The organism is Pseudobutyrivibrio sp. MD2005, from assembly GCF_000621865.1.
Lineage (GTDB): Bacteria > Bacillota > Clostridia > Lachnospirales > Lachnospiraceae > Pseudobutyrivibrio.
Genome location: NZ_JHXE01000017.1, coordinates 58,934 through 81,638 on the forward strand (window position 1 = coordinate 58,934; position 22,705 = coordinate 81,638).

Here is a 22,705-nt window from a genome sequence, read left to right on the forward strand (position 1 = left end):
TTTTATCCAGTATAAAACGATAAAAGCCTATATACTAGGCCTTTATCGCCCATCTCATTTTGGTAGATTTACTTCTAGGATTAATTCTGCATTCTTCTGCAGAAGGCCTAATTACATCTGAAGAAACATCTGAATATACTCCAGCTTTTTTCATCTCCTTAAAAGACTTTTTTACTAGCCTGTCTTCCCCAGAATGGAATGTTAGAATAGCTACCCTGCCACCTGAATTTAAAATGTTAGGCAGCTTTTCAAGAAATGAATATAACACTTCAAATTCGCTATTAACGTCTATACGAAGTGCCTGAAAAACTCTAGCACAGCTCTTCTTTATAGCCTGTTCCTTTTCATCCTTTGGCACCTTCCATAAAGCTTCAGAAATGGCATTTCTTAAAGCTGTGGTGGTATCCATTGGATTGCCCTTGGACATTAAAGTAAAAACTTTATGAGCAATTTCTTCGGCATAACATTCATCGGAATTTTCAATCATCATTCCAACAAACTCTTCTTCAGTGATGTTATGAAGCCTCTCTGCAGCGCTCTCACCATGCTTTGGATCAAGTCTCAAATCAAGAGGTCCATCAATCTTGTAGGAAAATCCCCTCTCTGGATTATCAATCTGCATTGATGAAACACCTAAATCCGCAAGAACAAAATCAAATTTGCCAGCTTCCGCACAAACCTTATCAATATTGGCAAAATTAATAAGCCTAAACTGAAAATTATCTTCACCAAATCCAAAGCCGCGAAGTCTTTCAACAGTCTTTGCTGATTCGATAGGGTCTACATCAAGTCCATATATGCATCCGCTACCGCCAAGCTTCTCAAGCATCTTTTTGGTATGTCCACCATAACCAAGGGTACAGTCTAGCCCCTTCTGTCCTGGCTGAATCTGCAGAAAATCAAGAATTTCCTGCACCATAATTGAAATATGCATACCTGCAGGAGTAGAGCCCTTTGAAATAACATGCTCTATTGTATCTTTGTATTTTTCAGGATTGTGTTCCTTGTATTTTTCCTCGAATTTTTTGGGATACTTTCCAGAGTAATGCACTCTTCGTTTATGCTTCTGTTCCTCCATACCTCACCTTTACTAAATATATTTCATTGAACCTTCCAAATCGAAGTTCTTTGATTTAAGATCCTTCAAATCAAAAACAATACCTTCACAGTATTTTTCATCATTGATACGGGTTCTTCTTCCAATCATTCTAAAATGTGCAACAGGAAATGATGTCTCGTAGCTCCATGAGTAATCCTTGTTACCACCCTCTTCGCCCTTGCACTGGCCTTTCCAAAATGCCTTGATCTGATTTGGACTTTCTTCATCCACATACATCATTTCGTTTTCTTCTTCCAAATCATCGCCTTCTTCATATGTAGCACCTTCAAACTGAATAACAGTGTTCAAGCTGCCATAGCCGATAACAAGACCGTGGATTCTGGCTTCCTCAATAAGAGACTCATCCACATCAGATAACCCATAGTGACAACCCTGCAATTTGCTTGCTAATTCTTCCTTAGTCATAAAATCCCCCTAAAAAATTATTTTAATAACCTTTGTATTAGTTTAACACATTCTGCAGCATCTGCGGAATATCCATCGGCATTTATTTCATCTTTGAATGATTCATTAATGCAAGCTCCGCCTATGACAATCTGAGCTTTGCAGCCCTTATCTTTTGCCAGCTTTACAACATCATCCATGCGCATCATTGTAGTAGTCATCAATGCTGATAATCCAATAAACTCAGCATTAAGCTCAACAGCCTTGTCGATTATAGTTTCTGCAGGCACATCCTTGCCTAAATCCACTACATTGTAGCCATAGTTTTTAAGCATTAATGCCACCAAATTCTTTCCAATATCGTGAATATCGCCCTCAACCGTAGCGATTACAATAGTGGCCTTTGCTTCTGCTGAATCATTTGCAAGCAATGGTTCAATGTGCTTCATGCCAATTTCCATAGCATTTGCACCGGCTATAAGCTGTGGCAGGAAGTATTTTTTCTTATCGTACAAATCTCCTACCACATTGATTCCCTTAATCAAATGTTCTTCTATGATTACCTGTGGCTCCACACCTGCATCTAAAAGCTTTTGAATTTCACCAACAATCTGCTCTTTTTTCCCCTTAACAACGCACTGGGCAACAGGACTTAAATCGGCGCCTGCCTCTAAAGCTTTTGGCGAATCAGTAGCCTTTGCACCCGCGCTGGCTTTTGTTTCAAGCACTGGAAGTGAAGAATACTTTTCAAGAGCTCCCGACTTGTTCATTAGAGTGTCTGCAGCCGCAGCCTGATACATAAGCATATCCTGATTTGGATTTGCGATAGCCATAGTGAGTCCCTTGCTTACAGCTATAGTAAGATATGTAGCATTGACATATGGTCTATTTGGCATACCAAATGATATGTTGGAAAGTCCACACACAGTTGGCAAATCTAATTCGTTTTTACAGTATTCTATTGTCTCAAAGCACTGAAGGCCTGCCGTGCCTTCTGCGCCTACAGTCTGAACTAAAACATCAATAACAGCATCCTCTTTATGAAGACCAATTGATTCAGCTGCAGCAAGCACAGTGCCTATATGCTGCTTTTTCTCATCAATATCCTTTGGAAGTCCTGCGCCTGAAAGAGGCAATGTGATAAACATAGCTCCGTATTTTTTTGCCAAGGCAAGCATAGGCTCCATCTTCTCTTTTTCAGCAGAAATTGAATTGATAAGAGCTCGACCTGGATATATTCTAAGAGCTGCTTCCATAACATCGACATGGCTTGTATCAAGGCATAGTGGCAAATCAACAGCAGAAGTTACCTCATAGATACTTTCAAGCATCATCTTCTTTTCATCGATGCCATTCATACCCATATTTACATCAAGGATATTAGCTCCCTTTTCTTCCTGCTCTCTGGCAAAATCCACCACCATTTCCATAGAGCCTTCCAAAAGAGAAGCCTGGAATTTCTTTTTTCCAGTAGGATTGATTCGCTCACCGATCACCATAAATGGACCATCTAAATCAATCCATGTATTCATTCTTTCAGATGTGACAACACGAAGTGGCTTGTAAGAAATTTTGTGCTGTGGCCTGTTCTTAAGGCGTTTTACAAGCTCGCTGATATGAGCTGGAGTTGAGCCGCAGCATCCACCGAATAAAGAAGCGCCTGCTTCGTATAGTTTTTCGCAAGCGTCGGCGAACTCCACTGGCCCCATCTTATATACAGTCTTACCATCTTCAAGCTCTGGTAAGCCGGCATTAGGCTTTACAATGATAGGAATATTGGCAACAGCAGCCATCTGTTCAACCAAATGAACCATATCCTCTGGGCCTGTACTGCAATTCATTCCTACGCAATCAACGCCCATAGATTCAAGGACAATCATAGCTGTATCAGGTGAAGTTCCGTAAAGAGTCTTCCCATCTGGGTTGAATGTAAGGGAAACAATAATTGGCAAGTCGCAGGTTTCCTTTATTGCAAGCACTGCTGCTCTGCATTCCTGAAGGCTCATCATCGTCTCTACCACGAATAAATCCACACCCTCTTGCATAATAGCTGCCACCTGCTCTTTGTAGCAATCTACTAAATCTTCAAACATCAAATCTCCAAGTGGAAATAGCTGCTTGCCTGTCATGGATATATCAGCTGCAACCAAACCCTTTTCACCTGCTACCTCTCTTGTAAGGGCAACAAGCTTTCGGTTCATTTCAACTAATTTATCTTCCAAACCGTACTCAGCAAGCTTGATGCGAGAAGCTGTGAAAGTCGGTGCTAAAACAATGTCGCTGCCGGAATTATAATAGTCCTTCTGAAGCTCCTGAATCGCCCATGGATTATCAATAATCCATTTTTCAGGACAAACTCCTGCAGGCATACCCTTCTTTTGAAGCTCTGTGCCAGTAGCGCCATCAATAAAAACAATTCTAGTTTCAAGTAGTTTTCTAAAATCTGCTCTTGTCATTATTTCCCCTTTAAACCTCGGATTACAAGGCATCCGCCTCAATCCTTAAACAACCACTAGTTACCTTCCAATAATAGTGCCTCCGCCAAGCACTACATCGCCATCATAAAAAACTGCTGCCTGCCCGGGTGTAATAGCCCTTTGTGGCTCATAGAATGTGACTTTTGCTGTAGTCTTATCAAGCCTTGTTACATGGCATGGCTTATCGCTCATTCTATATCTCACCTTGGCGCTGCAATCAAATTCTTCTCTATCATCCGCCTGATCAATCCAATTGATGTTCTCCACTAATGCTTCTGTAGAAAATAAATCCTCGTTTTTACCAAGGATGACCTTATTTCCAGGCACATCAAGTGCCACAACATAGAGTGGATATTCATAGGCAATACCAAGCCCCTTTCGTTGGCCGATGGTATAGCCCACAATTCCTTTATGTTTTCCTAACACCTTGCCAGACATATCTACAAAATCTCCTGGCTCATACTCCCTGCCAGAGAATCTTTTCAGCGCAGATACATAATCACCGTCAGGTACAAAGCAAATATCCTGACTGTCTGGCTTATTAGCATTAATAAAATCGTGCTCCTCAGCTATCTTTCTAACCTCTGATTTCGCAAGCTCGCCAAGAGGAAACTCTGTATTAGCAAGCTCCTCCTGTGTCATATTGTAAAGAACATAGCTTTGGTCCTTAGTGGCATCAAGCCCCTTAAGGAGCTGCCAGCCAGTATCGCTTTTACGAATTCTAACATAATGACCTGTCACGATTTTATCGCACCCCAAAACCTGTGCTCTACGATATAGCTCATCAAACTTCATGTGCTTGTTGCATTCAATACAAGGATTTGGTGTCTTGCCATGCTCATAGCAATCTATAAAATTATCAATAACAGTCTCTCTAAATTTATCCTGGAAATTAAATGTGTGATGAGGCATGCCAAGTCTTCTGGCAACTGATTTTGCATCCTCCACATCATCAAGGGAACAACAGGTATGGGAATTGCACACACCGATATCTTCATTTGCATAAAGCTTCATGGTGCAGCCCACACATTCGTATCCTTTTTCCTTCATTAACAAAGCTGCAACGCTGCTGTCAACGCCACCGCTCATTGCAATAAGTGCTTTCATCTATCCTCCAAAAATCAAAATGATTAACCTATTTAATATATAGGCTTATTATACTTATGAAACAGCTAAAAATAAACATTCAAAGCCATAATTCTCCAAAATAAGCAGTTTTTCAAATTGCTGCTGTTTTTTTATAGAGTTTTTTCACAAAGAAAGCACATTTATTGCTTACAATTATATAAGGAAGTATGCGAAGAATTGCTAAAGGAAGAAGGGGTTCATATGCTTAGTAAGAACAGGATTACAAACCAAAACTTCTATGATGAATATGCATATTTTGATACCTTTTTGGCTGAGTACCTAAAAGTGCCTGAAAATGGCGTAGATCAATATATAAAGCAAATGAAACATGCCGTTATTGATGTGCGGGATGTCCTCCCTGAATGGGATGCTACCATAGAACGCCTTGAGAAAATGAAGGCACGTTATGCCCACCTTAATAATGCCGATATGAGCTTTGACGACTTCCAAGGTAAAGACGAAGATGTTGTATGGATTCGTATATTCTTAGAAAAAATCAGTAACGACGCTGATCCATTATCCAAATACAGCAAGCTGAAATTCACATACAAAAAGAGAAAGAAAAGCTTAATGCAACGAATAAAAGAGCTTTTGGGTTAGACGATATTAGAGCAAGGGCAAAAGCCCTTGCTCTTTACTTTACTTATCTTCTTTTTCTTCCTTGCTGTCTTCTACAAGTTCAAACATATCATCAGGCTGCTTGCATCTGGGACATACATCAATATCTCTGATACTCTTGCCCTCTTTTTCTTCATCAAAAATATACCCACAGGCTTTACATCTATATACAGCCATATCCATACCTCCTTTTAGAGATTCAAATGAATTGACTATTGTGTAATTCTGCTAACGCCCGGTCCATAAATTGTTGTCCAATCATTCTTCATAGATATAGGCACCCAACCGTTTTCACTGCACTTATCGTACATCTTTTCTGCAGAAGAAAGCTTGCCGTTTTCTCTAACTGTGTCGTCACAGCAAAGCATGAATGCTAGGCTTTTATATTTATTATTTGTGACTACATATTTAGCCATGCTATAGTCTCCTGAACTATTTCCAAATGAAAGAACAGGTTGCTGACCTATTTCTTGAGCAATAACAGCCACTTTATTCATCTTAAGATTCTTTACAACAAAATCGCCACCTAGGACAAGTGCGTCATCATCATTAAACTGATATGTAAGCCCATCTTCTCCATTCTGATTTGCTGCAACAATAGTTTCATCTGAGCCAATAATCTGGCTAGGTGGAACAGGAAGATTTCCATCTACAAGTCCTCTTAATATAAGTCTGTCTGTTCCTGAAACAATATAAACCTTGAAATCATTTTGCTGTAGATAATTGATTACCTGAACCATAGGCTGATAAAAAGCTTCGCTTTTTTTCATGCCAGAATAGCCGTTCATAGGTGTGTTTCCAAAGGCCTTCACATAAGCTATAAACTCATCAACTGTCATTCCTGAAAATGAAGATGCAATTGCCTGCCCGTGCTCATTTGAAAGCTCTTCTGGATAGGTTCCAGTGTTTGCAAAATCAACTACCTTTGCAGCCACAGCCTTTTCAAAAGCAGTCGCTTTATCCTTATAAGCAGGGTCGCCAAAGACTCTATATACCAAAAGCTCATGATCAAAATACACAGGATCTGTCTCACAGCAAAGTGTTCCATCTAAGTCAAACACTGCTATTCTGGCAGATACCGGGATATAATATGGGCTGCTCTTATCTGTAATCTGTGCCATATAGCTTTGAAGCTGTGTCTTTGCTGGCGCTGTGTCTTCCCAGTAGGATAGAGTTGCACTTCCCTTAGCTTCTGAAGTAAATGAAAATGCACCACTTCCAGCCAATACTGCTGCACACAGAACTATAGCCAGAAGTTTCTTAATTGATTTTTGTATTTTGTTTTCCATAACTCTTTGCATAAGTGTTCCTCCTTACTTATTCCTTGAAACTAATCTTACCATTTTAAAAGTAGGAAAATGTGAAGGCTTTGTTAAGAAAATACACAGATTAAGGCATTTTGAAGATTATTCCTGGGATTCCTCCATAGATTTCAAAAAATCTACATGATTTATTGTTATTATACAAATATGGTTACTAGTGTACTAATTTTGTTGGGGGGATTAGCTATGGAACAGGTATATTTATCAGCAGAAGTTATTTTAAGATATGTTGTAGAGTTTTCTACTTTATTGCTAGAATTCTTTGGCATCATTGTTTTAGTCTATACTGCCATCAAAAGTTTTATTCTATGGATAAAAAAGGATAAGACACTCAGATTGGAACTGGCTCAGGGAATTGCACTAGCCTTAGAATTCAAGCTAGGCGGCGAGGTTCTAAGAACTGTTGTTATCCGTGAATGGTCTGAGCTTGGTATACTGGGTGCGATTATCACTCTAAGAGCTGTGCTCACATTCTTGATTCATTGGGAGATCAAGAATGAAACAAGCGCTATGAATGAAAGCCAAACAAAGACTGAATGATAAAAGGAGGAGACAATGTCTCCTCCCTATTTGTGTAAGTGGCTTTATTAGTCACATTCTAGAGCTATTTCAACTCCTGGCTCCTCTACTATCATTTGACAATGGAAATCCTTGTATTTTCCAGTAATCTTTACTTTTATCACATTGCCGTGTCGTTTTGCCTGAATTTTTGTCACGATGTTTCCTTTTTCATCAGGGATAAAAGTCTTAGCTTCATCCCCATCCTCAAAGTAAGATAATAAGCATGTAAATCCATCTGTATAATCGTAATCCGGAATGCTATCCTTGGCACCCTTCACAATAATGGATGCTGGCTTAACCATAAGTGGCAGATTGAAATAATCATAGCGTCCTCGATGCCATGTGCCACCTTCTTCTACCTCGTTAGTCAGTATATTTATCCATTTACCCTTTGGTAGATAATAATCCACCGTACCATCCTCTTTAAAGATTGGTGCCACAAGCAAACTATCGCCAAGCATGTACTGCTTATCACATATGTCGCAGCCTTTATCATCACTGAAAGCCATAAACATAGGGCGGATAACAGGGCGTCCAAGAGTGTGTGATGATACAGCCATTCCATATAAATATGGCATCAATTCACATTTTAGTTTTACGAACCTAGCAAGCACTTCGCACGCCTCATCATCAAAAAGCCAAGGCACTCTATAGGATGATGAACCATGTAGCCTGCTGTGTGAACTGAGCAAGCCAAAAGCACACCATCTCTTATAGATATCTGCTGGGGCTGTCTGTTCAAAGCCGCTTATATCATGGCTCCAAAATCCGAAGCCGCAGCAAGCCAGTGAAAGGCCTCCGCGCAATGTTTCTGCCATAGATGGATATGTTGCAGAGCAATCTCCACCCCAGTGTGCTGGAAACTGCTGCCCACCTACAGTTGCAGATCTTGCAAATAGTACTGCTTCATTCTCTCCGCGCTTTTTCTTAAGAAGATTGAATACACAGCTGTTGTAAAGATATGTATAGTAATTATGCATTTTAACCGGATCAGAACCATCGTAGTAACAGATATCCTTGACTGGAATTCTCTCGCCAAAATCAGTCTTAAAGCAATCAACGCCCATATCAATGAGAGTTTCTAATTTGCTTTGGTACCAGTCATAAGCTTTAGGATTAGTAAAATCTACAATACCCATTCCTGGCTGCCATAAATCTGTCTGCCAAACACTTCCATCAGTTTTCTTAAGTAGAAAACCTCCATTCATAGCCTCATCAAATAAGGCTGACTGCTGTGAAATATAAGGATTAATCCATACACATATTCTAAGGCCCTTTTTATGGTATCGCTCAAGCATCTCCTTTGGAGTATTAAATGTCTTTTTGTCCCATGTAAAATCACACCACTTGAACATGTCCATCCAGTAACAATCAAAGTGAAATACATGTAACGGAATATCTCTTTCAGCCATTCCATCAATAAAATGACTAGTGGTTTGCTCATCATAATTTGTGGTAAAAGATGTGGTAAGCCACAAGCCAAATGACCATTCTGGAGGCAGTGCCGGCTTTCCTGTAAGTGTAGTGTAATTTTCAACTGCGTTCAGAGGATTGTCACCACCTACAACATAGTAGCCTATCTTCTCCCCTTCCACTGAGAATTGCACACGCTCTACCTTCTCACTACCGATTTCGAATTGCACATCACTTTCACTATCAACAAGCACACCATAGCCTTTATTAGACAGATAGAATGGAATATTCTTATATGTCATTTCACTGGCAGTGCCACCATCCTCATTCCATATCTCTACAACCTGTCCATTCTTAATAAATGGTGTAAATCGCTCTCCCAAGCCATAAATATATTCATCTACATCGATTGCCAGCTGTTCCACCATATAGCATTTATTGATGTCATTGTTCTTCATATGGGCCATATTTCTATATGATGTATCGGTAAGTAGCTTACCGTCGTAGTAATAGCTGATTTTCCAACTATTTGGTCGCTTATCAATTACCGCAGAAAGCTTATCAGATGTAAATCGTATTTGATTATCATCTTCGCTAAAAGATACAGCAGGATTGCAATCATTCACCTGAATATAAGGGCCCTTATCTGCTTCTCCTTTAAAATGAACAATCTCCACCTTGATAATATTAGGCTGTGGACTTGTAAGAGTGATTGTAAGCACTCCTATATTTAACGCATCCCCTCTATCTCCTATATGTGAACATGGAGCGTAGATTGTAAGCCTGCTACCATCAAACTGGTGGCTGTGATACTCCACCGCATAATTTGGCTCTATCTCCTTTCTCATAAGCCAATATCCATTAGTAAATTTCATATTCTTCCTCCAATAAGTTATATACCTACATTACTTCCCTCTCTAATAAATACAGGGATGCTGTCCAATTCTGCCTTGCATGTAAGAGTCTGTTTTCCTGAATATATTTTTCCTGTTTCCAGCTCTCTCCAACTGCCTTCTGGGAGATAGACTTTCCTCTCCTTTAATCCATCATACAAAATAGGATTTACCAACACATCTGGGCCAAACATATATTGGTCTTCGATTATCCATGCCTGCTCGTCATTTGGAAAATCATAGAATAATGGGCGCATTACTGGTGTTCCCTTTTCATGAGCTGCCTGCATCAGTTCTCTAATATATGGACGCATCTTCTCACGAATATTAATGTATTTCTTACAGATTTCCTCTATACGCTCTCCGTAACTCCAAATCTCATTGGCTGCACCGCTAATACACTTGCCACCGCCATGATCTGAAAGGGGAGCTTTGAATGGTTCTCTATATCCATGTAGTCTGAATACAGGGCAGAATGCTCCAAAGGCAAACCATCTTGCAAAGCACTCCTTGAACTTTTCGTCATTGATGTTGCCGCCGTGGAATCCGCCTATATCTGTTGTCCACCATGGTATTCCTGCTATTGCCATGTTTAATCCTGCTGCAAGCTGATTTCTAAGTGCCCTAAATGATGAATCAATATCTCCAGACCAAACCAGCGCGCCATACTTTTGTGAACCTGCCCAAGCGCATCTAAGAAGATTTAATATATTCTTCTGGCCCTCTTTTGCCATCCCTTCGTATGCCATTCTTGCATATTCTCTTGGATAGATGTTTCCCACTTCCATATCAGCCCCGGCATGATATCTGTAATGGCTGTACTCATAGCCTGTGTATTCAGGCTCGGCCTCATCAAGCCAAAAGATTTTTATTCCCAAATCATAATAATTCTTTTTAATCTTGCCCCAAACATACTCTCTAGTCTCAGGATTTGTGGTATCAATAAAGCATGCATCACCAAGCTGACCGATTCTCTTACCATGTTCTGCTCTAACAAGAAGGCCCAGCTCTTCCATCTCTTTGTAATTTTCGCTATGCTCGTCCACTGTAGGCCAGATAGATACCATTAGTTTCATGCCATACGACTCCAGCTCCTTAACCATAGCTTCTGGGTCTGGCCAGTATTCATTATCAAATTTCCAATCTCCCTGATTAGGCCAATGGAAATAATCTACAACGATTACATCTACAGGAATTCCTTTTCTATGATATTCTCTTGCCACCTCAAGAATCTCGTCCTGTGTCTGATATCTAAGCTTGCACTGCCAAAATCCCATGCCATACTCAGGCATCATTGGCACAGTTCCTGTGACACTGGCGTACTGTTCTTCGATTTTAGCTGGGGTATCCTCAGCTGTAATAAAATAATCAATCTGACCTGTTGAATTAGCCACCCATTCAGTTATATTTTTGCCGAAGGTAACCCTGCCTATAGCAGGATTGTTCCATAGAAATCCGTATTTCTTGTTTGAAATATAAAATGGTACACTAGCCTGAGAATTGCGATGGGCAAGCTCCAATGTGCAGCCCTTCATATCAAGATATGGCTGTTGATACTGTCCCATTCCATATATCTTTTCACCTTCATTAGGCTCAAATCTTAAAATCGCCTTGTAATTGCTTGTATTAGTAATTGGCTCAAATGTCCTTGGATTTATTTCAAGAGCACTGTTAAACTCACCAACAATATTCTCTCTAAAACGATTTCTGTCGTACTCCTCAAGTAACAGCTCCCCATTCTGATTAAAGAATTTAAGTTTACCAGTTGGAAGGACCTTGCATGTAATCTTGCCATTAACAATTTGGGCACTATCGCCATCTATGCTTACCTTTGCCTTGATAGCTGGCTTTTCAGACAAAGCGCCATACTCATCATCACAAAATCCCGCTCTTTCGGTAGCCCTAACTCTGAGAGAATTCTCTCCCCAGGCTTCAATCTGAAGCAGCTCCTTGTCGCAGCGCCTAATCAATACCCCCTCTTTTTCTTTTAACATAATTCTGAACCCCCATTATTCTTTTACCGCTCCTGCAGTAAGGCCTCCTACAATCTGCTTTTGCAAGAATACGAAAATAAGCACAACAGGAAGTACGAGAATTGCCCCATAAGCCATGATGCAATTCCACTTTGTTCCATACTTACTTACGAACTTGTAAATATTAGCAGTCAAAGGTCTCATTTCCGGTTTAACATTGAATGTCATTGAGTATGCTAAATCATTCCATCCATTTAAAAATGAAATAACTGTTACAGTTACTACTCCCGTTCTAATTGCTGGAATCATAATATAAAAGAATGACTTAAGCACTCCACATCCATCTATTCTGGCAGCATCATCAAGTGACACTGGAACAGCCTTAAAATATGGTCTTAATGTAACTACAATAAATGGTACTGATGCTGATGAAATTGCTAGAGCTGGCGCAATATAATATCTGTTCCACACCATTTGTTTTAATCACACATCTAGGTAACTTTCCACTAACTACAGCTTCTGAAACTTCTGAATATGCATTTTTTAAATATTTTGTATCAGCAGGTTCCCACATCTTTCTTGTACCGGTTTTGTATGTGTTGCACTGATACAATAGTCCAGTATCATTAATTACCGCCATAGAAACCAACTTACCTGAATTCCTTGCAGCAGAATTAAATAAGGTTTGCACTAATTTTTTATTTTTTGAATTACTCTCTTTTTCATAGCCTTCAATGGCTAAGCAGATATCATCAGACGTGGCCATCATAGCCCCGACATTAATGTAGTCTTCCAGTTGGGTGTTAATGTTACTCTGGGCACTGTTTAGTACCGAAGATTCCATACTTGTTTGTGACGATAAAAGGATATTGTAATAAGATGTTTTTAAAAACAACTGAAAAATAGACGCAATGCCAATAACCGCAACTATATACAGCGATATAAATTGGCACCATATATGAGCATTGTAATACTTGATTATTCCCCCAAAAAAACTTTTCATTTTGTAACCCCATAACATTATAATCTACCCTTATGATTTCCCCTCTCTCATTTTATCATGTAAATTAAAAAAGACCAGCAAAAGCTGGTCCGATTTGTTACCTAATCAAATTTTATTACTTGCAAAGCTCCGCAACAATCATGTTGATTACCTTACCATCAGCCTTACCCTTAAGGGCAGGCATAACTTCCTTCATAATTGCCCCCTTGTTCTTAGAAGCAATTACTTCAGCGAATTTATCCTGAAGGAATGTGCGAATCTCATCCTCGCTCATCATCTCTGGAGCATATTCCTTAATTACATCATATCTAAACTGATACTCTTCTTTTAAATCTGTTCTCTCTGCAGGACAAGTGTCAAGCTGCTCCTTAGCTGTTTTTAAAGACTTAAGAATAACCTGATCTACTAAATCATCCGCAATGTTATCTCTAGTTCCAGCATCGATAGCTGCCTTCTTTACATCTGAAACAAGTGAAGATATTGCATCTTTTCTTGCCTTATCTCTTGCCTTCATAGCTGCTACCATGTCTTTTTGTAATTTTTCAAACTGCATCTTTTACATATCCTCCTCTATTTTCTAGTAATAATTATATGCCTACTCAATTGTCACATCTACCCTAAATTTTCATTTATATTTAAAAAATCCATTAGCTCCTTTGCCTCATCGTAATCCTTACTATAAAGATTTACATGAGCCACATCTGTGCTTCTGTTTGTAAACGCAGGGTAAAGGAAGCCAGCTTCTGGACTATGTGGAACCATATCTTCATCCACAGGCGAAATCGCAAGAATCAAATACTGATATACCTCCTCAGATTCATCCTGATAAGCTTTGTCACTACCTTTGATTGGAACATCATAAGCCCCATAGTACATATAGATAGCATAGGGCCTTCCTTTTGGATACTTTTCAGCTATAAGCTCATAAAGATTAAGCATTAACGCATCATTCTTTAAACCGCAATCCTTGATTGCGTATATCATCTGCCATATTGAACCAGGCCCAAGACCAGGTATTTTGTATGAAATCAATTCCTCGTTTGGCTTTGCAAAAGGAATAGATTTTGCTATTTCAAGGCACCTTCTTTTTTCTTCACCCTTTAAACTCAAAAAACTGGTATTAAATGTGCCATCAATGTAACCCTCTTCATCAATATAAGCACCTGCTATTCTCACAAGGTTGCTGCGAGCTGAAGTCATTCTTCTAGTAAGCTCCAGCATGTCTTCACGTTTAATCTGTCCCATTAAGCTAATCTAAAACTCCTCTTCTATTTCTGTTATGGCACACTTACCACAGATTTGACCTACAAATTCTTCCATATAGAAAAACTCTCCATCGAAATATGAATCAAAATCCTCTATGGCTTTTTTTAGGGTAAAGGCCTTTTGGCAATTCTTGCATGTTCGCATTAGAGACATAGCAACCTCATCATCCTCAACCTCGTAATCATCGTGCTCCATGTCTCCATCTTCATAGCCATCTAAGGTGTGATTAGCTAAATATTCATCTGATGGCTTCAGTTCGCCATTAATCTCCGAAAAAAATCCCATGTTGTATCTCCTAATTCAAATTATAAGCAAAAAATTCAGGGTCTAAGCTATGCTTAAAACCCTGAATTTATATTAACATATATTAATTATTCTAACTAGATTTACTGTTTCTCAGCTCTGTCACCTGTTTTATAGATAATTGTAGCAATGGCTATTGCGCCAATCACAAACACTATCCAATCCCAAATGCAAGAACCCATAATAGCTAAAAGTGCTAGTACCAAAACTGCTACTATGTCAAACACCTTCTTAACCACTTTCTTTTTGCGAAGTAGGAATGTTCCAACAGCAGCTACGATTGCAAGTGCTAGTATATACCAATGCATGTAACAGTTAGCTTCCACTTCATCCTCTGCTCCCATTGTTTGATCTGCACCAGAAGAATCATCATCTGTATCGTCAGTACCTACAGAAGAACTTTGATTTTCTGATGTAGAATCAACATTAGAATCAGTTTTCTTGCCATCACTAGCATCATCTGTATTCTCGTTGTCACCGCTTAATAGCTTACTGTCATCTTTTACATCTAATGACGCTATAAGAGTCTGATTTTCACCAATATCTGTTGCCTCTTGATTGTCATTTTCTGATGCAAGAAGCGAAGTAATAGAAAATACACCTGCTGTAGTTGAATTCGCTGTTCCACTACTTGAACTTGACGAACTACTTGAGCTTGATGAACCTCCTGAACTACCTGAGTCTGATGAGCCTCCTGTACCTGATGTTTCACCTTGGTCTGTTGAGCCTCCTGTACCAGATGTTCCACCTTGGTCTGTTGAGCCTCCTGTACCTGATGTTCCACCTTGATCTGTTGAGCCTCCTGTACCTGGTGTTTCTCCTGAATCTGTTGAGCCACCTGTACCTGGTGTTTCACCTGATCCGCCCTGATTATCATCATTTCCTGTATTGTTTGTTTCCTCGCCTCCAGAACTAATCGCATAAGTAGAGAATTTCTTAGTATAGATAATTACTGCGTTTGCGTCATTATCAACATAAAATGTTCCATCAACATAGTCACCTCTACTAGAAACCTCAGTAAAATAATCTACTCCATCATGATAACGATAAACCCTAATAGTCTTCCCGTTAATTGCAAATGGAACAATTATCTCAAACACTTCCTGTGTTTCACTAATTTTTTCTTCTTCAGTAAGATCATCATTGAGCTTAGTCTTTTTCAACATTGTCAAATCAATAAATGTTATTTCTTGATTCGGACTATGACCTTCAGCATTTTCCTTTATTGCATTTTGACTAGCTCTAAGCGTCTTCTCATCACTGCTTAGATATTCAAGCTCTTCGTCTGTTAGTTCAAGATTTGATAAATCCTCTACTCCAGACGCGGTAAGTATCAAATCAATTGAAGTATTTGATGCCTTTTCATTATCTGCTGCATCAATATCCCAATATACTTCCGTATTCATTGCTTCTTTATCAATATTAGCAACTACTATGTCAGGAGCATTATCTGCAACTTCCAATTTAGAATTGATATTTACTTTAGGCATTCCAAGATTGATATACATAATGTTATCATCTTGCACCTTCACATGAGCCGTTACCACTCTATTGGCATGAGTATCGTCCTGAACTAATACCATGTTGAATTCACCATCTGGAATATCTGTAAAGGTAAAATTCCCCTCTCCATCAACAGGGACTACTGGGCTCACTGCATTTTTTCCTTTGAATAGCTGCAGTGTGATTACATTTTCTATCTGTAAATTAAATGAGTTGAGATTCTGTACCCACTTAGCATATAAAGTAATATCTTCGGTTATAGGAACTAGTTGCAGATTCCATAGTTTAGTATAGGATGTGTTATCTGTATACCATCCTGCAAATTTACGTACACTGTGCGTAGGATTACTCATCGCATTAGAATCTGTAAACAATCCGCCATAAGCAACGTTAAATGTATCTGTTCCTCCTGTTAATGTTCCACCGTTAGCATCAAACACTACCTTTGGATTTACCGTAACATCATAGTTTCCATATAGAGGCACACTATTATCAGATGTAATACGATAGTAAACTGTATATTTTCCGCCTTTTGTAAATGTCGGAACAGTATTCTTATATGTCTCATCAATAGCTGTCGCATAGGATACTACTGTATTTGTTCCTCCAACAACTGCAACTTCAAATGTATGAGCTGTTCCGTCAGAATTTGCTGTCTTTACTGTAGGTTCTGTTACAGTTATCTCTTCTGCAGTCTTAATCGTAACGCCGGTACTTGGTAAAGATGCAGGTGATGACGATGTAGCCTGAACTCTTGATTTTATTATGTAATTTGTATTAGTATTCAGACCACCAAATATAATCTGGCCATTCGAGTTCGGTCTTATCCAACCTGTATATCCTGTAATCTCCGTTCCGTCGTTATTAAATATTTTATATTCCTGATTTCGCTTTTGTTCTGCATTAGAGTCCGTTGGATCAATCTTAACTTTAATACTATTTTCTGTAACTGAAACTTCAGAATCTCTAATGTAAATAGGTTTTGTTGCAGCAGTTACAGTATCAGGATTGTCCAAATCTCTAGCTATAGGACGAGCCAAAATCGCTGTAGCATAAGGAGTATCGTTCCCCTTATGCACGGTAATATTCTTACCAAAGAAATCATAACTATGTCCATTTTTGTCATTGCCTGATAAAGCAAATGCACCATTAGAATCGGAATCTAATAAATATGTATTTGAGCCTACTGTTATTGTATAGGCTGTATTAGGATTCAATCCCTCAAGTTTTTCTGCAATATAGTTAATCTTTCCATACACAGCACCAGTTGTTTCTGCATCTCCTACAGAAAACATAAACTGCACTGTATCTCCGCTAGATACATTAAACCATGACATTGTCATACCTGTATCTAACCTGTTTGCTCTTACAACCGCATTTGTAACAGTACTACCTCCTGCATTAACATCGCCAAATGTACAATTCGTAGCAGTTGTTGTGTTAAATGAATATGTTCTTCTTGAAGAATATCTTCCAAGCCAATACATTGGTGAACCTGTGATAGGTGTGATAACAAATGCAGGATCCGTATTTGTTGCATCATTTGATGATGCCGCTCCTATCATAGCTATTTGTTTTAATGTATTGTCACTGTTTTTTACTGCCTCAAGAGCTGCATAATCGGCATAACTTCCACTTGTAGATGAATTTCCAAGCTGAGTATCACAACCAAATGAAAATGCCTGCTGACCATCGCTTAAATCCGCATCGATATATAATGCATAATCATTGCTCTCACTGAACCTGAACTTGACTCCATCACAAGCTAAAGAGCCTGACGAATAACTATTAGCACCTGGTGTACCCGAACTACTTGAATACATTCTCCAGCCTGCTCCACCATAGGATGTCTGAAGCATATAGGTTTTTCCATTCTTTGAATACTGTCCTGTTACGTCAAAGAAATCATTATTAGCATAATATGCCATCTTTCCATTACTCAGGTACCAGTTATTACTATTTCTTCCATAAGGAAGTGTCCATACACGTCCAGCATCCTTTGAAGGTCTAATCAGTTGAATTGGCTTACTTTCTGTCACACCATTAACAATACACTTATACCAGTTACCACTATTCTCACCAGTTGTGTCAGTGATAGTATAAGTATCTGTCATTTCATTGGAAAGCTTAGGTGTTCCTAATAATGAAATATACTCACCGTCTCTAGAATTAGAAACAAGCCAATCATAAGAACTAACTGTACCTTCTTTTACTTTGATATTAAGTGTAGCTCCATTAGTAGACATGGCACTACCATATAGATAGCTATCATTATCTAGAATTACAGCATTCTGGAAACAGATAATGGCTTCACCGATACTGTTTTGCAAAATCGTGTAGTTCTCAACACTTGTAAAACTAGCGATAGAACCTTTATCCTTTAGGCCATCTGTAATTACAATATCACTTGTTTTTTCAACATCATCTGGAAGTTTTATTGATACTGTTCTAGTGATTGTATCATCTATAGTTATTTTCTTACCTGGCTGAAGAAGTATTCCGCCTGATTGACCTGTTAGAGACAATGCTCCTTTCACATGTAAGTTAGGAATACTACTTATAGCGTATGCAGATGCATTTACTGTAGAATCTCCAGTGATATAAACAGTTCCTTCAGTCGCAGTAGATGATCCTACAATACCGCTGCCTCCACTTTTAATAGTTCCTTCTATGAGTTTTAATGTACCCTCATTAACTCTAATGGCATCTTGACCAGACGAAGCTGTTACACTACCACTACCATCACAGTCATAAACATTCAATGTACTACCAGAATTTACTTTGATGACTGCTGCCCCACTATTAGAACTGCTAATAGTTTTCCCATTTAGACATAAATTTACTTCACCACTTGGAACAGTCCATGTATCTGATAAAGTTACATTTGATTCTAAATAATAATCACCTGCTGCAGTAGGCAAACTATCTGTACTTGTCCACTTTGTAAAAGTGATATTATCATGCTCATGAGCAAGTGAATTGATTTTAAATGCTGCAACAGCTGTTGCATTTTCTATTGTTACAGTTACATAATAATAGCCTGGTTCTGATGGCGCAGATGCTAACAAGGTGCCATTTTCTGTAGCGCCTTCTGTATCACTTTGGTAATACTGATATGTTTTTGTAGCACCTGTTATAGCTGTTATATGATCATCTTCTTGCAAGCCATCATAAACTGTACCATCATACTCTTTATCATCTACAGTGATTCCTAAAGAGATAATTGCAGCATCAACACTCGTTTTATAATATACGCAATTTTGGCTCATGATATCATTTGTACACCACGCGTATATCTTAGATGGTTCATTTGTTCTCACACCATAATTCCAGGTGTGTGTATGTGATGCTAAGCCAATTTCACCTTCATCATTAGTCGTAACAACCATATCCGGATAATCTGATATAAAACCATCAGGATTGCTTGCTTCTGAATATTGACTATATCCACTTGTTAGTACATCAGTCTTAGTCTGTGCTGATAAACCAAATTGTCCTGTTAGCGGACCATCAACTGTAATCTTTAATCCGGTTCTGACATAAACATTGTTATTACCACCTGAGCCTGTTTTATTATTTGTAATTGTAACAGTACCTCTTGTATGGAATTCGGATTCTTTTGGTATATGAACACCTCCGCCTTTCCATTGACTATCGTTTTGTTCATAAATAGTGTTTCCTGTAATTGTACCTCCATACATGTAGAGCTTCGCTCCGCTTTCAAGCTCTATTCCTCCGCCACCTTTTTTAGCTATATTTCCTGTTATTTTTCCATCGAATATGTATATATATCCATAAGCGCCTATTCCACCGCCCCAAAAACCTGTATTGTCGGATATAGTACCACCATACATATAGAAAGAGCCTCGCCCTTTATTATTTTGATCTGATACTTGCACACCACCTCCATGGTCTGCACCAAATTCAGTTGAAGTAAGTGAACCCAATCCTTTAAATTCAGTTATGGTTCCATCATATAAATTAAAACTTGCATTGTTAGAACCATCAATATAAACACCACCGCCATAACCACTTTCACTTAACGCACCACCTTGCAAAGTGCCGCCATACATATTAAAGGCACCACTTACATAGACACCACAACCATGTCTATCAGCATTTCCTGAACCCGCAGTGTTCTTACCAACAACAATCTTTCCGTTTTGATTTTTACGTTCAAACAAATTAAACACAACACCACTTGGTACTTTGATTGCAGGACCATTTCCTTCTGGGAAAGTGATTGTATGTCCATTCAAATACAAGTTAAGATTATCTGAAAGTGACACCTTTTTTGATGAAAGAGTTAAATCATCTGTTAAATAATAGTTTCCTGAAGTAGGAAAATCTGAACCTGTGAATGCTGAGAATGTAACAGTAACATCCTCCTCTGTCACCACACCTGTTGATGTATTTCCAACCTTTTTCTTAAAGGTCAAAGTAATGTCAGATTCATCAGTAACTATAATCTCATACTCCACGCCATCAATAGTGACTTTTAGCCACTCTTCGGTTGTGAATGGCTGATGAGAAATTATAACCCAAGAATCTTCCCTTTGCTCAGCTGAGAAAAATTCACTATTGCTTACTGCTACATCAGTAACTATTCCTGTTAATCCAACTTTGTCAAGAATAGTTTGCAATAGAATTTCAGTATCACCTTCCATTACATATTGCAAGTTGTTATATGTAAACTCTACTGTATAGTATGAAAAGCCATCAGTTTCTGCCTGAACTATATTTGTTCCTACTGTCTCGCTTTCCAACTTTTCAGCATTCATTTCATGGGTAGTATGATATATATCTGTCTCCAAGTTTTCATTTGAAACACTTTCCAATTCAAATGATACTCTTACCTTTCCCTTTGAAGTATCAGGCTGAACTTCACTTCCATCTGGACGCAAAACTTTTATATCAAATGTAAAAGAGGAAACAAGATTCTTTTCTTCTGAACGCACTTCTTCTACAGCTGCCTCTACTTGTTTTTCTTCAGCTGCAACTACTTTTCTGGCATCAATTGTAACACCTTCTGGAAATACGCCTTCATCAGCTTCTAATTTAATTCGCACACCATCAACTACTGCTTCAAGATAAGTTGGCTGCAAAACATATCCTAAAATATCAACAGTGATAGTAGGTAAACTTGTTGCCAATCTATATCCATTAGGAATGCTTGGCAAGTAAACATATTTTGCTCCTGTTTGCGATGAATCAAAGCTAGCGCTGGTACTTGCTGATGCATCTATATACCATGTAACATCAGAAAATGTTACTTCACTTGTAACTGTTTCTGTCTCATAAACAGTTGTATAATTTACTTCTTCATTTTCTGTTGTTTGTGCTGGTTCAGGTTCCTGTGCTGACTCGACTTCTTCTGCATTTGCAACAATTGCAGGAAACAACCAGTCGACAAACCCACTTTCACTGCTCTCACCACTTTCGTCTTCGCTTGAAGTAGACTCTTCTGGAGCCGATTCACTATTTCCTTCTGGTTCAGAATTCTCAGGCTGAACATCTTCAGTTGGAGTAATATAATTAGTCTCTGGCTCAACAGAAGTATCTTCCGGTATATTTTCTACAAATTGATCAATTAAAGGCTCATTCTGTTGGTTTGACTCAGGAAGCCCCTCATCTATCTCGTCTATTAAATTTTCACCAGTTGGTTCCTGAACTGTATTATCCTCTGGTAAAATATTATCTTCACCTATAAGCTCAGGTATTTCCTCTGGTATTTCTTTTATTATTTCTTCTGTAGGAGGGGCTACTACCTCTTCAACAGGAACTGTTTTTTCAACTATCTGTTCTTTTTCAACAATGACAGTCAAACTAGAAGGCAATACAACATCCCCTTCATCAGCTCCTACCTGAAGTTTTTGATTAGCAACTTCAGCTGATAATTCACTTACAGAAATGATTGTTCCATTTGATATGTCTTCCTGTGCTAAAGCACTCATATCAATACTAGAACAAATCATTATAAGCGACATAAATAGTGCCATCGCCTGTAAATATTTGCTTTTGTACATACGCTACTACCCCTCTTTCATTTTCTAATTAAAAAAGTCTATAGCGGGCATGCTGAATAATCAGTCTGTCCGCTATAGACTCATGTTAATAATATTTATATTTATAAAATCGCAAAGAATCCCTGCTCTGCTCTGCTCTGCTCTGCTCTGCTCTGCTCTGCTCTGCTCTGCTCTGCTCTGCTCAAGGATTTTAATTTGCTACTCATATTACTTCAACCCATTTCTTCTTTTTCACTATTCATGTTATACATTCTAAAGGTATATCGGGTAAATTCTGTGAAATGGGTTGTGTTTTCACAGTTTTTTTAGAATTCAATTATTTTTCCATGACTTCCCAAATTTAATTATCCTATTAGACGTCATCAAATTCTATAATCACTGACTCCCCACATTATAATTTTCATCTAGGCGTCAAGAAATCTCCAAATCATTGACGCCTCATTTCTAATTATCCTTTCAGGCGTCAGTAAACCACAAAATCATTGACGCCTCTCAGCGAATAACCTATCTAGGCGTCAGCAAAATCCCAAATTACTGACGCCTCTCAGCAAATAACCTTTCTAGGCGTCAGTAAGCTCCAAAAACAGTGACTCCTAAATAAAAAATCCAGTTCTAGGCGTCAGCAAAACTAAAAATCACTACCTTGCTCGATATTTATATAATATTCCTTCAATAAGTCATAAAAAAAACTTATTTATATAGTACTATGGCAATA

Annotated in this window: 16 protein-coding genes; 2 read left to right on the forward strand and 14 right to left on the reverse strand. The window is 38.6% G+C overall.

The features are described from left to right. Positions 1-34: 34 nt before the first annotated feature. The 4 genes from rsmH to mnmA are packed head-to-tail and all read right to left on the reverse strand — an operon-like array spanning position 35 to position 5,088. A complete protein-coding gene (gene rsmH, locus T498_RS0107875) occupies positions 35-1,078 on the reverse strand; it encodes a 16S rRNA (cytosine(1402)-N(4))-methyltransferase RsmH (RefSeq protein ID WP_028235438.1) in 1,044 nt (347 codons plus the stop codon). A 12-nt stretch (positions 1,079-1,090) separates the two neighbouring features. Next, on the reverse strand, positions 1,091-1,525 hold the full coding sequence (locus T498_RS0107880) for a hypothetical protein (RefSeq protein ID WP_028235439.1): 435 nt from the start codon (positions 1,523-1,525) through the stop codon (positions 1,091-1,093). Between the two features lie 17 nt (positions 1,526-1,542). Further along, entirely contained in the window at positions 1,543-3,960 is a 2,418-nt protein-coding gene (locus T498_RS0107885) for a homocysteine S-methyltransferase family protein (protein WP_028235440.1), read from the reverse strand. A gap of 60 nt (positions 3,961-4,020) precedes the next feature. After that, a complete protein-coding gene (gene mnmA, locus T498_RS0107890) occupies positions 4,021-5,088 on the reverse strand; it encodes a tRNA 2-thiouridine(34) synthase MnmA (RefSeq protein ID WP_028235441.1) in 1,068 nt (355 codons plus the stop codon). Between the two features lie 222 nt (positions 5,089-5,310). On the opposite strand from mnmA, the gene T498_RS0107895 reads away from it, so the two are divergent. Further along, a complete protein-coding gene (locus T498_RS0107895; RefSeq protein WP_028235442.1) occupies positions 5,311-5,709 on the forward strand; it encodes a DUF6548 family protein in 399 nt (132 codons plus the stop codon). A 39-nt stretch (positions 5,710-5,748) separates the two neighbouring features. Here the strand turns inward: T498_RS0107895 and T498_RS16740 are convergent, their stop codons facing one another. After that, a complete protein-coding gene (locus T498_RS16740) occupies positions 5,749-5,904 on the reverse strand; it encodes a hypothetical protein (RefSeq protein WP_155951038.1) in 156 nt (51 codons plus the stop codon). 35 nt (positions 5,905-5,939) lie between these two features. Beyond that, entirely contained in the window at positions 5,940-7,028 is a 1,089-nt protein-coding gene (locus T498_RS15295) for a haloacid dehalogenase-like hydrolase (RefSeq protein WP_051524672.1), read from the reverse strand. 207 nt (positions 7,029-7,235) lie between these two features. Between T498_RS15295 and T498_RS0107910 the strand changes: the two genes are divergently transcribed. Continuing rightward, the gene (locus tag T498_RS0107910; protein WP_028235443.1) at positions 7,236-7,589 is read left to right on the forward strand and encodes a DUF1622 domain-containing protein; all 354 of its coding nucleotides are present in this window, start codon (positions 7,236-7,238) and stop codon (positions 7,587-7,589) included. Between the two features lie 47 nt (positions 7,590-7,636). On the opposite strand, the gene yicI is transcribed toward T498_RS0107910, so the two are convergent. The 8 genes from yicI to T498_RS0107945 all read right to left on the reverse strand — a co-directional run bounded on the left by yicI (position 7,637) and on the right by T498_RS0107945 (position 21,990). Beyond that, positions 7,637-9,898 (reverse strand): alpha-xylosidase, encoded by a 2,262-nt coding sequence (gene yicI / locus T498_RS0107915; protein WP_028235444.1) that lies wholly within the window; start codon positions 9,896-9,898, stop codon positions 7,637-7,639. Positions 9,899-9,915: 17 nt separating this feature from the next. Continuing rightward, on the reverse strand, positions 9,916-11,910 hold the full coding sequence (locus tag T498_RS0107920) for a glycoside hydrolase family 31 protein (RefSeq protein ID WP_028235445.1): 1,995 nt from the start codon (positions 11,908-11,910) through the stop codon (positions 9,916-9,918). Between the two features lie 15 nt (positions 11,911-11,925). Then, positions 11,926-12,363, reverse strand: coding sequence for a carbohydrate ABC transporter permease (locus T498_RS15300; RefSeq protein ID WP_081779721.1), 438 nt, complete (start codon positions 12,361-12,363; stop codon positions 11,926-11,928). Next, positions 12,272-12,892 carry a hypothetical protein gene (locus T498_RS17005; protein WP_155951039.1) on the reverse strand — a complete coding sequence of 207 codons (621 nt, stop codon included), beginning with the start codon at positions 12,890-12,892 and terminating at the stop codon, positions 12,272-12,274. Before T498_RS17005 ends, T498_RS15300 begins: the two co-directional genes overlap by 92 nt. A 115-nt stretch (positions 12,893-13,007) precedes the next feature. Beyond that, complete coding sequence (locus tag T498_RS0107930) at positions 13,008-13,445, reverse strand: GatB/YqeY domain-containing protein (RefSeq protein ID WP_028235446.1); 438 nt, start codon at positions 13,443-13,445, stop codon at positions 13,008-13,010. Positions 13,446-13,504: 59 nt separating this feature from the next. Beyond that, on the reverse strand, positions 13,505-14,137 hold the full coding sequence (locus T498_RS0107935; protein WP_028235447.1) for a DUF4317 family protein: 633 nt from the start codon (positions 14,135-14,137) through the stop codon (positions 13,505-13,507). A 9-nt stretch (positions 14,138-14,146) separates the two neighbouring features. Then, positions 14,147-14,443, reverse strand: coding sequence for a hypothetical protein (locus T498_RS0107940; RefSeq protein ID WP_028235448.1), 297 nt, complete (start codon positions 14,441-14,443; stop codon positions 14,147-14,149). A gap of 101 nt (positions 14,444-14,544) precedes the next feature. Beyond that, positions 14,545-21,990, reverse strand: coding sequence for an InlB B-repeat-containing protein (locus T498_RS0107945; protein ID WP_028235449.1), 7,446 nt, complete (start codon positions 21,988-21,990; stop codon positions 14,545-14,547). Between the last annotated feature and the right edge of the window lie 715 nt (positions 21,991-22,705).

What these genes read in the sequence shown, in the direction of transcription:
- rsmH (WP_028235438.1), bottom strand. Translation starts at nt 1,078, where the DNA reads ATGGAGGAACAGAAGCATAAACGAAGAGTGCATTACTCTGGAAAGTAT.
- T498_RS0107880 (WP_028235439.1), bottom strand. Translation starts at nt 1,525, where the DNA reads ATGACTAAGGAAGAATTAGCAAGCAAATTGCAGGGTTGTCACTATGGG.
- T498_RS0107885 (WP_028235440.1), bottom strand. Translation starts at nt 3,960, where the DNA reads ATGACAAGAGCAGATTTTAGAAAACTACTTGAAACTAGAATTGTTTTT.
- mnmA (WP_028235441.1), bottom strand. Translation starts at nt 5,088, where the DNA reads ATGAAAGCACTTATTGCAATGAGCGGTGGCGTTGACAGCAGCGTTGCA.
- T498_RS0107895 (WP_028235442.1), top strand. Translation starts at nt 5,311, where the DNA reads ATGCTTAGTAAGAACAGGATTACAAACCAAAACTTCTATGATGAATAT.
- T498_RS16740 (WP_155951038.1), bottom strand. Translation starts at nt 5,904, where the DNA reads ATGGCTGTATATAGATGTAAAGCCTGTGGGTATATTTTTGATGAAGAA.
- T498_RS15295 (WP_051524672.1), bottom strand. Translation starts at nt 7,028, where the DNA reads ATGCAAAGAGTTATGGAAAACAAAATACAAAAATCAATTAAGAAACTT.
- T498_RS0107910 (WP_028235443.1), top strand. Translation starts at nt 7,236, where the DNA reads ATGGAACAGGTATATTTATCAGCAGAAGTTATTTTAAGATATGTTGTA.
- yicI (WP_028235444.1), bottom strand. Translation starts at nt 9,898, where the DNA reads ATGAAATTTACTAATGGATATTGGCTTATGAGAAAGGAGATAGAGCCA.
- T498_RS0107920 (WP_028235445.1), bottom strand. Translation starts at nt 11,910, where the DNA reads ATGTTAAAAGAAAAAGAGGGGGTATTGATTAGGCGCTGCGACAAGGAG.
- T498_RS15300 (WP_081779721.1), bottom strand. Translation starts at nt 12,363, where the DNA reads ATGGTGTGGAACAGATATTATATTGCGCCAGCTCTAGCAATTTCATCA.
- T498_RS17005 (WP_155951039.1), bottom strand. Translation starts at nt 12,892, where the DNA reads ATGAAAAGTTTTTTTGGGGGAATAATCAAGTATTACAATGCTCATATA.
- T498_RS0107930 (WP_028235446.1), bottom strand. Translation starts at nt 13,445, where the DNA reads ATGCAGTTTGAAAAATTACAAAAAGACATGGTAGCAGCTATGAAGGCA.
- T498_RS0107935 (WP_028235447.1), bottom strand. Translation starts at nt 14,137, where the DNA reads ATGGGACAGATTAAACGTGAAGACATGCTGGAGCTTACTAGAAGAATG.
- T498_RS0107940 (WP_028235448.1), bottom strand. Translation starts at nt 14,443, where the DNA reads ATGGGATTTTTTTCGGAGATTAATGGCGAACTGAAGCCATCAGATGAA.
- T498_RS0107945 (WP_028235449.1), bottom strand. Translation starts at nt 21,990, where the DNA reads ATGTACAAAAGCAAATATTTACAGGCGATGGCACTATTTATGTCGCTT.